12 protein-coding genes are annotated in these 13,891 nt (G+C 61.8%); 4 read left to right on the plus strand and 8 right to left on the minus strand.

Going from position 1 to position 13,891, the window contains the following annotated elements:
• Both ACFO3E_RS16450 and ACFO3E_RS16455 read left to right on the plus strand, forming a co-directional pair.
• Nucleotides 1-483: a nuclear transport factor 2 family protein gene (locus tag ACFO3E_RS16450; protein WP_380806326.1), complete on the plus strand. Its 483-nt coding sequence runs from the start codon at nt 1-3 to the stop codon at nt 481-483.
• A gap of 145 nt (nt 484-628) precedes the next feature.
• The gene (locus ACFO3E_RS16455; protein WP_380806329.1) at nt 629-1,438 is read left to right on the plus strand and encodes a CmcJ/NvfI family oxidoreductase; all 810 of its coding nucleotides are present in this window, start codon (nt 629-631) and stop codon (nt 1,436-1,438) included.
• An 83-nt stretch (nt 1,439-1,521) separates the two neighbouring features.
• Here the strand turns inward: ACFO3E_RS16455 and ACFO3E_RS16460 are convergent, their stop codons facing one another.
• Genes ACFO3E_RS16460 through ACFO3E_RS16480 form a run of 5 tightly spaced genes read right to left on the minus strand, consistent with a single transcriptional unit; the run spans nt 1,522 to nt 6,426 of the window.
• Nucleotides 1,522-2,844 (minus strand): amidohydrolase family protein, encoded by a 1,323-nt coding sequence (locus ACFO3E_RS16460; protein ID WP_380806331.1) that lies wholly within the window; start codon nt 2,842-2,844, stop codon nt 1,522-1,524.
• 34 nt (nt 2,845-2,878) lie between these two features.
• Entirely contained in the window at nt 2,879-3,616 is a 738-nt protein-coding gene (locus tag ACFO3E_RS16465) for a hypothetical protein (protein WP_380806332.1), read from the minus strand.
• A 3-nt stretch (nt 3,617-3,619) separates the two neighbouring features.
• Nucleotides 3,620-4,780, minus strand: coding sequence for a thiolase family protein (locus tag ACFO3E_RS16470; protein WP_380806335.1), 1,161 nt, complete (start codon nt 4,778-4,780; stop codon nt 3,620-3,622).
• A gap of 1 nt (nt 4,781) precedes the next feature.
• Entirely contained in the window at nt 4,782-5,153 is a 372-nt protein-coding gene (locus tag ACFO3E_RS16475) for a Zn-ribbon domain-containing OB-fold protein (protein WP_380806337.1), read from the minus strand.
• Nucleotides 5,154-5,187: 34 nt separating this feature from the next.
• The gene (locus tag ACFO3E_RS16480) at nt 5,188-6,426 is read right to left on the minus strand and encodes a cytochrome P450 (protein ID WP_380806339.1); all 1,239 of its coding nucleotides are present in this window, start codon (nt 6,424-6,426) and stop codon (nt 5,188-5,190) included.
• Nucleotides 6,427-6,679: 253 nt separating this feature from the next.
• Between ACFO3E_RS16480 and ACFO3E_RS16485 the strand changes: the two genes are divergently transcribed.
• On the plus strand, nt 6,680-7,912 hold the full coding sequence (locus ACFO3E_RS16485; protein WP_380806341.1) for a CaiB/BaiF CoA transferase family protein: 1,233 nt from the start codon (nt 6,680-6,682) through the stop codon (nt 7,910-7,912).
• Nucleotides 7,913-8,032: 120 nt separating this feature from the next.
• On the opposite strand, the gene ACFO3E_RS16490 is transcribed toward ACFO3E_RS16485, so the two are convergent.
• Together ACFO3E_RS16490 and ACFO3E_RS16495 are read right to left on the minus strand one after the other, a co-directional pair.
• Entirely contained in the window at nt 8,033-8,818 is a 786-nt protein-coding gene (locus tag ACFO3E_RS16490) for an SDR family NAD(P)-dependent oxidoreductase (RefSeq protein WP_380806343.1), read from the minus strand.
• 18 nt (nt 8,819-8,836) lie between these two features.
• Nucleotides 8,837-10,009, minus strand: a complete 1,173-nt coding sequence (locus ACFO3E_RS16495) for a thiolase family protein (RefSeq protein ID WP_380806345.1) — start codon at nt 10,007-10,009, stop codon at nt 8,837-8,839.
• 160 nt (nt 10,010-10,169) lie between these two features.
• Between ACFO3E_RS16495 and ACFO3E_RS16500 the strand changes: the two genes are divergently transcribed.
• On the plus strand, nt 10,170-11,297 hold the full coding sequence (locus tag ACFO3E_RS16500; RefSeq protein WP_380806348.1) for a ThuA domain-containing protein: 1,128 nt from the start codon (nt 10,170-10,172) through the stop codon (nt 11,295-11,297).
• 58 nt (nt 11,298-11,355) lie between these two features.
• Here the strand turns inward: ACFO3E_RS16500 and ACFO3E_RS16505 are convergent, their stop codons facing one another.
• Nucleotides 11,356-13,704 (minus strand): TonB-dependent receptor, encoded by a 2,349-nt coding sequence (locus ACFO3E_RS16505; protein WP_380806350.1) that lies wholly within the window; start codon nt 13,702-13,704, stop codon nt 11,356-11,358.
• Nucleotides 13,705-13,891 lie beyond the last annotated feature (187 nt).

Genomic DNA, 13,891 nt, shown 5'->3' on the forward strand with positions numbered 1-13,891 from the left:
ATGGACGAGGCGATCGACGCGCGATTGCGCCGGTTGGAAGACCAGCTGGCCATCTATCAGTTAGTCTGCGGTTATGGCTACGCGGTGGACGGTCTCAATGGCGAGGCGGTGGCCGACTGCTATGCGCAGGACGGCGTCTATACGGTAGCGGATTCCGGCCGGTTCGAAGGGCGAGAAGCGGTGGCGTCGATAACGCGCGATCCAACGCATATCGGCTATGTGACGTCGGGCTGCGCTCATATGTCGACGCTGCCGCATGTGGTGATCCAAGGCGGCCGGGCTGTGGCGACGTGTCATACGATGGTCGCTCGGCATGGCCCGGACGGCTTTTCGGTTTTCCGCCTCAGCGCGTCGGGGATCGAACTCGCGCGGCAGGCTGATGGTGCGTGGCGGATCGTTCATCGACAGAACCGTCTTCTGGATGGCGATCCGGCAGGGCCTGCCCTTCTGGGCCGGTTCAAGGAAGCGCTAGAGGTCCGCTGACGCCAGAGCTCAAGGACCGCCGGTGCGATCTTCGATGCTTGAAACCAGTGAAGCCGACAACCGGCATTGTCACGGGCTCGCCACTACAGGTAGATTTCGGAGAAGGACTGATCGCGCAATCGCGCTTGTCCCTAAAGGAGAAGGAATGATGCAGGCCAGCGGGCACTTCAACTATATCGGGCACGTCGAGGGGGAGCCGCTTTATTATGTCGACCAGCACGAGCGCACGACACTGGAGTTCGATGCGCACGACATGCCCGTTCACGACATCCGGGAATTTGCGGTCGCGCCGACGCTTGAGCGCGAAGGCTTCATGGCGGCCAAGCTGCCGCTCGATCTGAAGGGTGAGCGCGACATCGACGCGATCAGCGCCATCTACCGCCCATTGATGCACGATTATATGGCCGAACTGACTGGCGCGAAGAAAATCATTGTGCTGCGGCCGATGCTGCGCTGGAGCGACCTGGCTCCACGCCCCGACGTCATCAACTCACACCCCGCGCGCTATGTCCATTGCGATTGGGACAATGCGACCTTTCGCAATCGGGCCGAGGCACTGCTGGCCGATGACCCCGACCGCGACCATTGGCTGTCGGGCCGCTTCGCCTGCGTGCAGACCTGGCGGGCGTTGAGTGCGCCGCCGCAGGATCTGCCGCTGGCGGTCATCGACCGGCAAAGCCTGGTGGATGAGGATAAAGTCCACTTCACCAATGTCATCGGAAAGCCGGGGGACGAGGCGCGCTTCGGCAATTTTGCCTTCCGCCACAATCCCGACCATCGCTGGGCCTATATTTCCGACATGGAAGCGGACGACATGCTGGTGTTCATGGGCTTCGACACCGCCGAGGCCGGGAAGACCGGCAGCCCGCATTCGGCCTTCGACTATTATCGGCAACGCGAAGGAACTGTTCCGCGTCACAGTTGCGAATTGCGCGCCTTCGTCTTCTACGGCTGACGGCGACACGGCCGAACCGGCCAAAGAAAAGGGCCGGCGCGAATGGATGGATCGCGCCGGCCCTCTCATTTTTGCGCCCGCGATCAGGCTGCTTCGGCGTGCTTCTGGAACATGCCCACGATATCACCCGAGGTGATGGGCCGCGGTTCTTCGCCGGCCGCCAGCGGAGCAGCGCCGCCACTCGACTTGACCGAAACGTCGACGCCCTGTTCCTTCGCCTTCGCGCGCAGCGCCGCGACGGTCAGATCTTCCTTCTTGTGATGTTCGAAGGGGTTGAAGTTGAAGTCGCGCATCGCGTTCAAATGCGTGACCTTGTCCTTCTGTTCATCGGTCAGGTGCTGGATCGTCTCCCACAGCCGCTCGGGCACGCTCGGCCAGAGCGTGTCGCTGTGCGGATAGTCGCATTCATAGGCGATATTATCCTCGCCGATCGCATCGATATTCTTAAGGCCAAAGGCGTCGTCGATGAAGCAGCTGAGGAAATGGCGGCGGAACCGCTCGCTGGGCTTCTCACCCTTGTAGATCGATTCCGAGTGGGTCCACGCCTTGTGCTGACCATGGCTGAAGTCGGCACGTTCCATAAGGTAGGGAATCCAGCCGATGCCGCTTTCCGACAGGGCGATGCGTAGGTTGGGATAGCGGCCCAGTGCGGGCAGGTTCAGCCAGTCCGCCGCGCCGAACGCAACCGCCATCGGCATCGTCGTGATCCATGCTTCGATCGGCGTTTCCATCGAAGCATGGGGGGAGGGGTGGCCATTGCCGATATGCAGGCAGAGCGTCGTGCCGACGTCTGCGGCCGTCTTGTAGAGCGGTTCCCAATAGGCGTTATGGATGCTCGGCAAGCCACGCACGGTCGGGTTGTCGTTGATCGACACGGCATGGCAGCCCTTGTCGGCCAGTCGCTTCAATTCGACGACGACTTCGTCCATGTCCCAGCAGGGCAGCAGACCGCAGGGGATGAAGCGCCCCGGATAGCTGCCGCACCAGTCGTCGACATGCCAGTTGTTGTAGGCCTTCAGATGCTGGAGCGCCATTTTCTTGTCGCTCGCCATCGTGAACAGGCCGCCGTCCATGCCGGTATGGCTGGGGAAGCAGAGCGAACCGGCGATGCCGTTGATGTTCATGTCCTTGATGCGCTCATGGACGTCGTAGCAGCCGGGACGCAGCTGTTCGAAGGAGGTTGGCTCCATGCCATATTCCTCGGGAGGGCGTCCTACTACAGCGTTAAGGCCGACCGAGGCCATCTTCTTGCCGTCATAGTCCCAGTAGGTTGTGCCTTTGTCCGTGACCTTGAGCTTCGGCGCGGTTTCCAGCGCTTCGCCGGTCAGGTGGCGCGAATAGACGTCGCCAGGCTCCACGATATGATCATCGACGCTGATGATCACCATATCTTCCATCTTCATCATATCTCTCCTAGCCATCCGGCTTCCGTCCGCGAATTTACCGATATTGTGCATCGGGAAGCGAAAATTTGAACGATCCGGCCCGATCAGCCATCGGTTCCATCCCAGGTGCGCTGAGATCCACATCTGCGTCTGGCCGCCGACGCGAGTTTGCCGCGACGTCGGGCTGAAAGGTGAAACAGGTGCCAAGCGGGAAACGGTCGGCCAGGCTGTGCGCCGGAATATCCATCTGGCGTCCGTTAGCGACCATGGATGCCCAGCGCAGGATACGGGCGGCTTCCCTGTCTGGGCTATCAAGTGTCGCGATCCATCCATTGATGTCATAGACGGATTTGCCAGCAATCTCGTGCGGCGCGACGAAGCCGTTCGCGTCCAGTGTCCAGTCAAACAGCCGCTTGCCGTTCCGGTCGAGACTAGCGACGCGGAGGCCAAGGTCCGGATCGCAGACGTGGATGTCATAGGCAACCGGCGAGTCCGCGTTCGCGTGAGCAGCAGCGAATTGGGCAAGGTCATAGAGATGTGTGCAATTGCGCGTTTTTTCCCCCCGCGCGGCGAAAGCAGCCAGCGGCTGGCCGGTGAAAGTCTGCTCCAATTGCGCGATTGCGCCAGGGCAACTGGTCCAAGGTGACCGTTTCATGAAGCTGGTGACACCGGTGACTAAGCCATTTTCATGCCGCAGCGTCACGAGCATCCGATGATAATCATCCTCCAATTCGGCCGTTACGTGGCCGGCCGCCGGCTCGATCAGGATGCGACGGCGATAGCCCGGTAGCATCCTTCAATCCCTAGCAAGCAGCAGCGCAGTCGCGAGCGGACCGCCACCTGACGTGGCAATCGCGACCTTTGGATCGCCCAAAATTTGTCGTAATCCCCCAAGACCCCGCAACTGCGTCACCGCCTCATGCGCGAAGCCGAAGCCGTGCAGGCGGCCTGCGCCGATCTGGCCACCAAAGGTGTTGAGTGGAAGTTCTCCGTTGAGAGCGATCCGGTGACCCCCCTCGATGTACTGCCCTGCCTCACCGACATCGCAAAATCCCAGACCTTCCAGCCAGGTCAGCACATTGAAGCTGAACCCGTCGTAAAGCTGCACCGTATCGACATCGGCGGGGGTGTAATCGGTATGTTTCCACAATTCCCTGCCCGTCGCATAGGCGGCCACCCATTCGGGTTGGTCCCAGCTGTGGCGATGGCAACTATACGCCATTGCCGCGATGCGGATGGGAGTACATTTAACGTCTTGCGCCACATCGCTTGCGGAAACGATCAGCACCGTCGATGCGTCGCTAAAGCGGTCGCAGTCGAACAGACAGAGCGGATCGGTGATCATCCGCGATTCCATATATTCATCGAGGGTCAGCGGCTCTCGTACCAGCGCTCGAGGGTTGAGGGAGGCATGCGCGCGGTCGGTGATCGCCACCTGCGCAAGTTGCTCACGGGTCAGCCCGTATTTCTTGACGTGCCGCATTGCATATTGCGCGATCCAATTGGCAGCCGAAAAGGCGCCAAAAGGCATCATCCACTGCATCTCGCCTTCGGCGCGTCCAGGGCGCGGCGGAGGAAATTCATCGGGTCGAGACTGGCCGGCCGCTTCATAAACGGTGCGGAAGCATAGCACATGCCGCGCTTGGCCGGCGCGGATTGCGCCGGCGGCAGCAACAACGGCACCGAGCTGCGAGGTGATCTCGAACCCGCCATTATACCAACGTACGTCCATGTGCAGCGCATCGATCAGGTCAGTCGCGCCAATAGGCGAGAAGCCGGGCGGCACACTGGCCTTGCCGGGATAAGTCGAAATGCCGTCTATGTCGGATAGCGAAAGACCGGACTCGTCCAGTGCCTCGCGCACGGCGTCGATCGTCAACAGCAGCGGATGCCGCTCCTGCCGCACGCCGATGGCAGACTGGCCAATGCCGGTGATGAAGACGTCCTGCGCGCTCATGTCAGCCGATCTTCCGGAAAAGTGGCAGCCAGACATCTTCTGCCTGCTCGAAGGTCACTTCGACCCGGTCGCCGATATCGACGCTTTCAGGATCGCAATCGATGATGTTGCTGGTCAGGATCACGCCCGGCGCACTGTCGATCGCAACGCGTGCGATGACGAACGGCACCGGCAGGGCGGGATGCCACTTCTGCCGGTTGATCGTGAAGCTCTCCACCACCCCGGTGCCGGGCACAGGAGAGGGGACGACATTTTCGGACAGGCAGGACGGGCAGACCGGGCGGGGCGGGTGCACGAAGGTTTCGCAGGCATCGCAACGCAGAAAGCGCAGCACACCATCCGCGCCGCTTGCCCAGAAGAAGCGGCTGTCCATGTCCGGCCGCGGCAGGGGACCGAGCGGCGGCATATCAGTCCCAGCGCAGCGGCAGAGAGTCCATCGCCAGAATAAACCCGGCGTGGAACTTGGCGGGCTTCTCCGGGTCGAGGCGGAATTGCGGCAAGCGCTCCAGCATCACTTCGTAGGCAACCTGCAGCTCAATACGGGCAAGGTGCGAGCCGAGGCACCGGTGGGGGCCGACGCCGAACGCGATATGAACCTTGTTTTCGCGATTGAGGTCGAAATTTTCAGGGCTGGCGAATTCGCGCTCATCCAGGTCCGCGCCCGGCAGGTAGAGCGAAAGCCGATCATTTTCCTTCATCTGCCAGCCACCCAGCTCGACATCCTTAGCGATGCGGCGCTGCGGTATGGTGAAGGTGTAGCGGCGCAGGATCTCTTCGGCCGCTTCCACGATTTGCTTGGGATTTTCGCGCAGCTGCGCCTGCAGGTCGGGGTTGCGGGCAAGGTGACGGATACCATAGCCGATGCCGTTAATGACGGTATCCAGGCCGGCGATGAACAGGAGGACGCCGAAATCCTCCATCAGCTCGTAGGTCGTATCCTTGCCGTCGATCTTGGTTTGCCACAGCAGGCTGATCAGATCGTCCTTGGGGTCATGCTGGCGGGCCTTGACCACGTCGGCCATCGCGTCAGCGACCTTGCGCATCCGGCCGGTCGAATCCTCCAAGCTGGTGATCGGGGCAAGGAACATATGCACCAGATCGCGGAATTCGGCCTGGCGCTCGCCCGGCAGACCGAGCAGGTTCAGGAACACCTGCACCGGCAGCGTTTCGGCGAATTCGGGAATGAAGTCGCAATGGCCCTTGTCGATGAACTGGTCGATCAGCTCATTGGCGAGGGAGCGGATCTCCTGCTTGCGGGCCAGCATCGCCTTGGGAGAGAAATAGGGATTGAGCGGCTGGCGGAACATGGTGTGGACAGGCGGGTCCATCGTGATGGGCGTAGGCGAGGGGTGATGAACGCCCGGCGGCAGCTGCTCCATGATCGCAATTGCCTGCTCGGTCGGCATCAATTGGCTGGAAAAGCTCTCTGTATCGCGAGAGGCGGCGTAGTTTTCGGCATAGCCGGTCACGACCCAATGGCCGCCGTTGCGCGGCGTCCAGAATACCGGCGGCGCATCGCGCAGCAGTTCGCGAACCCGCTCATGCGGGTCAGTCAGCAGAGCCGGGTCAAGATACATGTCGAAGTCGTAGACAGCCTCTTCGGGCACATGGTCCGGCCGTGGCGAGACAGGGCTCAAGGCGTTCATATTGGATCGACCTCCTAAATTTCCGGCGCATCCCCCTTGGCGGGGGGTGTTTGATAGGCGGTGATTTCGACCCAAACGGCTGACTACGCAATGATGATCGCTGCAATACCGTCCCCACGATTTGCGGCCCGTATCGCTCTCACGATCAGTGGCTAGGCGGGGTCGCGGCGCTCTATCGGCGGGATGCACGCGCCGATATTCAGGGGCGTGACAGGGCGCGATACGTGCGCACCGATGAAGAAGGAATGGATGCATGACCCAGGTTATGAAGGGCGTTCGGGTTCTCGAAGTGGCGCAGTTCACGTTCGTGCCCGCTGCCGGCGCGGTGCTGGCGGACTGGGGCGCCGACGTCATCAAGATCGAGCATCCGGTGCGCGGCGACACGCAGCGTGGCTTCATCAACAGCTTCGGTTCGCAGATCAACCCGCTGCGCAACGGCATGATCGAACATCCCAACCGCGGCAAGCGCTCGGTCGGCGTTGATGTCTCGACGCCGGAAGGGCAGGAACTGATCTACGAGATCGCCAAGACTGCCGACGTGTTCCTGACCAACTATCTGCCCGCCGCGCGGCAGAAGCTGAAAATTGACCTGGAGCATATCCGCGCAGCCAATCCCAACATCATTTACGCCCGTGGCTCCGCCTATGGTGACAAGGGGCCGGACCGGGAGTCCGGGGGCTTCGACAGCACCGGCTTCTGGATGCGGTCGGGCGTGGGCTATTCCGTGACGCCGGAGGAACTGGCAGCCAATGGCGTGATCGGCCAGCCGGTCGGCGCGTTTGGCGATTCCATCGGCGGCATGTTCATCGCCGGTGGCATTTCGGCTGCTCTGTTCCACCGCGAACGCACCGGCGAAGCGACCGAACTGGACGTGTCGCTGCTCAGCACAGCGTGGTGGGCGTTGGGATCGGCGATCGGACAGTCTTTGGAATCGGGCAAAGTGCCCCGAGCCAACATGCCGGGCACGGGCTCTGCGCCCAAGAACCCCTTCCTGGGCAATTATATGACGCAGGACGGCTACACGATCCACATGTGTACCCTGACCCCCGGGCCCTACGCGCGCAGCCTTTATGAGACCTTGGGTGTGCCCGAGATGGCAGATGATCCGCGCTACAATGATGCGCTGGCGATCATGGAAAACTGGGAAGCGATCAGCGCGGTCATCGCTGCCAAGTTCCGCGAAAAACCCTTCGCCTATTGGCGTCAGCAGCTGAAGCAGTATCGCGGCCAGTGGGCGCCAGCACAGTCGCTGCTCGACCTGACCGACGATGAGCAGGCGTTGGCCAACGACATGCTGTTCGAGATTGAGACTGTCGATGGCGGTGCGCCGATGCGGCTGGTGCGCGGACCTGTTCAGTTCGATCACGCCCCGGTGCAGACCACTCGTGCACCCCAGGCTTCGGAGCATACCGAATTGTTCCTGATGGAACTTGGCCTGGAATGGGACCGGATCGAGGCGCTGAAGGCAAAGGGCGCGATCGCCTGATCTGCGTGCCATGCCGACTTGCCGAACGAAAAGGGCGCCCGTCGCGATCAGGCGGCGGGCGCCTTCTTCTTTGCTTATCGATGACGGTTCGGGGAGATCTGATTGGAAGCCGGCCATGGCTCACAGCGAGCAGCTATAGCCACCGTCGACTGGATAGGTTTGTCCGGTGATCCAGCTCGCTGCATCCGAGCATAGCAGCAGCGCAGTGCCGGCGACATCATCGGGCGTGCCATAGCGGCGGATGGCATAGCGGCTGAGCTGCCTTTTCGACGCTTCTGAATCAGCATCGCCAATGATGGTGCGCATCGTCGCGATTGCAATATTGTTGCAGGTGACGCCATAGCGCGCTGCGTCGGCAGCCAGGCCGCGCATGAAGCCTGCAGCGCCTGCCTTGGCGGCGGCATAGTCGGCCGTGCGCGCGTCGAGCATGCGCGCGGAATCGGATATGATGGTCACCACCCGGCCATAACGGCGTTCTACCATACCGGGCAGCGCGACATGGCAGCAGTTCATCACCCCGAACAGGTTGACGTCGGCAAAGCGCCGCCAGCGCGCCGGGTCGGTTTCCCAGAAGGGCGGCAGATCGTGCGGGAAACCCGCCGGTCCTGCGTTGCCGGCATTATTTACCAGGATGGACACAGGTCCGAGCGCCGCTTCTGCTTCCGCATGGCCCTCGCGGATCTGGTCGATCTGCGTTACATCTCCGACCATCGCGAAGGCTCGAACACCAATCGCGCGAACTTCCTGCGCAACAGCTTCGGCACGATCAGCGAAAAAGTCGTTGACGACGATGCCGCCGGCGCCATGCCGGGCGAGGATCAACGCGATCGCGCGCCCCACGCCCTGACCTGCACCCGTGATGACCGCCACGCGTCCCTTTAGGTCGAAAGCGGAAGGCTCCTGCATTGCATCCGCTCCTGTCGGTCAGACTTCGATCAGGACCGCGCCTGCCTGACCACCGCCCGCGCACATGGCGGCGATGCCGAGACCGCCGCCGCGCCGCCGCAGATCATGCGCCAGCGTCATGATCATCCGCGCGCCCGACGCGCCGATCGGATGGCCAAGTGAGCAGCCGCTGCCGGATATGTTCACTATTTCCTCGTCCAGCCCCATCATGCGGCAGGAGGCGAGGGGGACGGAAGCAAAGGCTTCGTTGATCTCCCACAGTCGGACATCTTCGCGCCGACGACCGGTGCGGGTGAGGAGCTTTTCCACCACGCTCGGGACCGAAAGGCCAGTCTGTGCGGGATCGACGCCGATAGCAGTCCAGCCGATCAGCTTCGCCAGCACGGATACGCCTTCCGCCCGGGCGATCGCGTCGCTCGTCACGACCATGGCGGCGGCGGCGTCATTGAGGCCGCTGGAGGTGCCGGCGGTCACGTTGAACCCTTCGATTTCGGGATGCAGCACCGCTAGGCTCGCCATCTTCTCCATCGATCCACCGCGACGGGGATGCTCATCGACCTGGAAATCGACTTCCTGCCCTTCGGCATTGCGCACGCTTATGGGGACGATCTCATCGACAAAATGACCCGCGTCGATCGCCGCGATCGCGCGCTGGTGCGAGCGGAGTGCCCAGGCGTCCATTTCCTCACGCGTTAGGCCCAGCGTCTTGGCGGCATTCCAGCCGACGGTTATCGACATGTCGCGATTGGGTGCTTCGGGGCTGTCGGGATGGGTCGCGGGCAGCCACCAGTCGATCATCTCTCCAGTCGCCGGGTCGCGCTGCTGCATGCGGGGGAACATGGAACTGGAATTAACGCCGCCCGCGACGATCACTTCCTCCATGCCCGAAATGATCGCGCCAGCCGCGACGCCCACGGCGCTGAGGCCACCGGCACAATGCCGATTGAGCGCCATGCCGGCTGCGCGCGTGATGCCGATTTCGACAGCTGCGTGGCGTGCAATCGCGCCGCCGCCGGCGAGGGACTCGGCGAGGATGACGTCATCGATACGATCCGGTGCGATTCCCGAACGCTGGATCGCGCCGCGCACGACCGCGGCGGCCATGGCTTCGGGCGTGGTATTGGCGAGCGATCCCTTGCGGGCGGTTCCGATGGCGGTGCGGGCTGCACTAATGATGACGGCGGATGACATGATCACTCTCTCCTTGCCCGACTGATCTGACACAGGGTGATGCCACAAGGAAGCGCAAGGGCTGCACTAGCGCTCGCACGATATGCGCTTGGATGAAATCGACGGCTGGACCGGCTAGGACGTAGAGGCGCAAACTGTATCCGTGATGTTCAGGGAGAGAATGATGAAAGCGATAGGCTTGGCTGTTTCCACTGTCTTGTCGGCGGGCCTGCCGATGGCTGCCAGCGCGCAGGTCGCGATAGCGGACTGCCCCAATGCGCGCATGCCCTATACCAGCGCCAGCCCGCTCATAGACATCCGCAATGAGCCAGCCGCAATGGCGGTGATCGAGCGGGAAGCGCCTGCTGCGGGACAGGTGGCGCGCGCCATTCCCGCCGGCCTCAACGCCATTATGTCGGTCAAGATGGCGCTACGCATGGCCAGCCAGGCGCAGAATGACGGGCGCGCGCTCGACGCTGCGCTGGCCAAGGTGCCGGTATCGGCGGAGGCGATGGCCAAGCGATGCGCGCGCTACGACAATGATCGACCGGCCCTGCCAAAGATGATCAAGCGGCCCGCCATATTGGTGTTCGACAAGATCAACGGGTTTCGCGACGTGCCTTCGGTGAACGCTGCGACCCAGGCGCTTAAGGACATGGCTGCACGGCGCGGCTGGTCGATCCAGTTCAGCGACAAGGGCGGCGCCATCAACGGCCGCGATCTGGCCCGCTTCGACGCCGTGGTGTGGAACAATGTCAGCGGCGACGTTCTGACGCTCAGCCAGCGCAAGGCTTTACGGGATTATGTCACGAACGGCGGGGGCTTCGCCGCGATGCACGGATCGGCTGGCGATCCGGTTTATTATTGGGACTGGTATGCCGACACGCTGATCGGGGCGCACTTCATGGGTCATTCCTATCAGCCGCAGTTCCAGACCGCGCGGGTCGTCGTGGCTGAACCTCGCAGTTCGATCACGCAGAAGTTGCCGACCGAATGGTCGATGAACGAGGAATGGTATTCCTTCGCCCGCAGCCCGCGCGAGACGGGAGCGCACGTGCTCGCGACGCTGGACGAGAGCAGTTATTCCCCGGTCGGTTTTGGCGGCAATTCGATCCGCATGGGGAAGGACCATCCGATTGCCTGGACACGCTGCGTTGGCAATGGCCGATCTTTCTATTCGGCGATCGGCCACCGGCCCGAAAGTTACAAAGAACCCAACAGTGACCGGCTGCTGGAGCAGGGCATAGCCTGGGCCATTGGGAAGGGCGATACACGCTGCGTAGGCGGCAAGGAAGTCATCCGCAAATGACATGAAAAAGGGGCCGGGAACATGGCGTTCCCGGCCCCTTTTCTATGCCTTGCCGCGATCAGCGCGCGCCGAACGCATAGCGGATGTTGATGCCGAACTCGCGCGGCGCGGTCGTCGTCACCGCGACATAATTGGACTGATAGGAGACGCCTGTCAGGCCCGTGGCTCCAAACTCCTGCGCGTTCGTGCTGAGCGGACGATCGCTGCGCGACAGGGTGCGGAAAGTGTTGGTGATGTTCTTTCCGAACAGCGACACTTCCCACGCCCCGTCGGGATCACGCAGACCCAGATAGACGTTCAGCAGACCGTAGCTGCTCACCGTATCATAGGGGTTGGACGGCTGGTTGCGGTTACGCGGATAATAGTTGAACAGGCCGCGCACGAAGCCATCGGCGCTGTTCGACACCGGCAGGGTGTAGTCGAGCTGGAGCGTGCTGTTCCAGTTCGGCGAGTTGGAGATGCGATCGTTCGTCCGACACACCGCGACCGCTTCGCTCGTGCCTGCGCTGGCGCGGATCTGGTCCAGCGTCGGAATGCCAGGATCGGCGATGCCGTCGCCATTCAGATCGTTACAAGCGATCTCACCATTCTTGATCTTGCCCTTGGCGTAGCTGAACAGCAGATTGGCGGAAAAGCGTCGGCTCGGGCGGAAGTTCGCCTGGAAATCAATGCCGTTCACCTTGACCGGAACGTTCGCCAGGAAATCGAAATTACCGGGCGTCTCGACGCCACCGACTAGGTTGATATAGCTGGTCTGCGACGGGTTGGCGTAGAAGAAATTCTTGAAGTCCTGGTGGAAGGCCGCGACGCTCAGGTCCAGCTTGCGGTCGAACAAAGCTGCCTTGACACCGACTTCATAGGATTTCGACGTTTCCGGCCGCAGCTGGGTGAAGCGCCGCAGGCGGGGCGTCAGCGAACGGGACATGCCCGTCGCGTTCGGCCCCTTCCGCCAGCCGCTGCCGGTATTGGCATAGATCATGAAGTCCCGGCTGAAGCTGTGCTTTAGCGATACGTTATAGACGGTCGGGTGATAGGTTTCGTCGATGTCCGCGAGAGTCACGCCAAAGGCGGGAATGGTCATCAGCGCTTCATCGTCAAAGATGATGTGGCGCAGACCTGCGGACAATTCGGTGTTCGGACCGAAATGCGCCGTCAGATTGCCGAAGAAGGAGGTTTCCTTCTGATGGGAGGTGTTGGCGATCTGCAGCGGGCTGAGCGCGAGCAGCGTGGGGCTGGTTGTACCCGGTATCGTGATCGCGGTCGGCTGCGTCACCGGGTTGGATGACTTCAGGTCCGAATAAAAGGCGCCGACGGTATAATCGAGAAAATCGAACAGCGGCTTGACCGATGACAGGCGCAGTTCATGCGTCTGCTGCTTCGAGCGGATCGGCACCAGCTGGAAATATTCGCGGTTGGGGAACACGTTGGCGAAGTCCAGCGGCCCGCTGCTCTCGGCGTTCCACTTGGTGTAGGAACCGACATAGTTCAGTTGCTGGTTGCCGATCGTCCAGCCGATGTTGCCGTTCAGGATCTGCTGGGTTTCGTCAATCTTGGTCGCGCCTTCGACAATACCGCGGCGATCCTTGGCCCGGATGATAGGGCCGGTGCCCACCGGCGCGCCCGGCTGCGACAGCGAAATGGATTCGGCCTGAATGAAGGACGCGACTTCACGGTGCAGGCGCGAATACATGATGTTGGCAGTCAGCTCGCTGCTGGGTTCGAACCGCAGGCTCACGCGGCCACCCTGGGTGCGCGAATAAGGCTGGGTGCCGACGTTGATGCTGCGGACCCGATTGACCTCATTCTCATCGATGATGCCAGCGACGCGGATGGCCAGCATATCCTTTATGATCGGCACGCCGATCGCGCCGTTGACGTTGATCATGCCCTGGTCGGTGCCGGTCATGGTGGCATAGCCGCCCACTTCCTGCAGGTCCGCCTTGCGCGTCGTCACGGTGATCGAACCGGACGGTGATGCGCGGCCGCGCAATGTGCCTTGAGGGCCACGCAGCACTTCGATCTGGCCGACGTCATACATTGACTGGAACAGGAAGACCGGGAAGGTCAGCGCGTCGTTCAGGTAGAATTCGACCGTCGGCGGGGCGCCCGTTGTGGAATCATAGCCGACGCCGCGGATCGACGCAGTGGTGGTGAAGCCGTCATTGCCGCCTTCCAGCGTCAGGCCCGGGACCAGGGATTCGATATCCTCGAACTTGGTGAGGTTGAGCTTCTCGACCTCGGCGCCCGTAACCGCGTTTACGGTTTGCGGAACATCCTGCAGGCTTTCATTGCGACGCCGGGCGGTGACGATAATGTCTCCAGCGGCAGTATCGGACATCACGCCGGCATCCGTCTGCGCGGATGCATGCTGCGTGCCGAGAGCCCAGAACAGAGCGAATGCGCTCACACTAATGCGTGCGCAGACACCATGCCGAAAATTCATTGTAATTCCCCTTATATGGCGGGCGCAAAAATCGCTACCCGCCAAAGTCATCTATGTGCCAGTTCACTCCACCCAAACCGCATCTCGCACTGGCGTTTCGAGAGCAAAGGGCATGACAAAGGAGCGGAGAAACGAATTGCCGCACGCCTAT

The sequence above is a fragment of the Sphingobium tyrosinilyticum genome (genome assembly GCF_042654265.1).
GTDB classification, from domain to species: domain Bacteria; phylum Pseudomonadota; class Alphaproteobacteria; order Sphingomonadales; family Sphingomonadaceae; genus Sphingobium; species Sphingobium tyrosinilyticum.

Coding starts and splice junctions, on each gene's coding strand:
- ACFO3E_RS16450 (WP_380806326.1), top strand. CDS start 1: ATGGACGAGGCGATCGACGCGCGATTGCGCCGGTTGGAAGACCAGCTG.
- ACFO3E_RS16455 (WP_380806329.1), top strand. CDS start 629: ATGATGCAGGCCAGCGGGCACTTCAACTATATCGGGCACGTCGAGGGG.
- ACFO3E_RS16460 (WP_380806331.1), bottom strand. CDS start 2,844: ATGATGAAGATGGAAGATATGGTGATCATCAGCGTCGATGATCATATC.
- ACFO3E_RS16465 (WP_380806332.1), bottom strand. CDS start 3,616: ATGCTACCGGGCTATCGCCGTCGCATCCTGATCGAGCCGGCGGCCGGC.
- ACFO3E_RS16470 (WP_380806335.1), bottom strand. CDS start 4,780: ATGAGCGCGCAGGACGTCTTCATCACCGGCATTGGCCAGTCTGCCATC.
- ACFO3E_RS16475 (WP_380806337.1), bottom strand. CDS start 5,153: ATGGACAGCCGCTTCTTCTGGGCAAGCGGCGCGGATGGTGTGCTGCGC.
- ACFO3E_RS16480 (WP_380806339.1), bottom strand. CDS start 6,426: ATGAACGCCTTGAGCCCTGTCTCGCCACGGCCGGACCATGTGCCCGAA.
- ACFO3E_RS16485 (WP_380806341.1), top strand. CDS start 6,680: ATGACCCAGGTTATGAAGGGCGTTCGGGTTCTCGAAGTGGCGCAGTTC.
- ACFO3E_RS16490 (WP_380806343.1), bottom strand. CDS start 8,818: ATGCAGGAGCCTTCCGCTTTCGACCTAAAGGGACGCGTGGCGGTCATC.
- ACFO3E_RS16495 (WP_380806345.1), bottom strand. CDS start 10,009: ATGTCATCCGCCGTCATCATTAGTGCAGCCCGCACCGCCATCGGAACC.
- ACFO3E_RS16500 (WP_380806348.1), top strand. CDS start 10,170: ATGATGAAAGCGATAGGCTTGGCTGTTTCCACTGTCTTGTCGGCGGGC.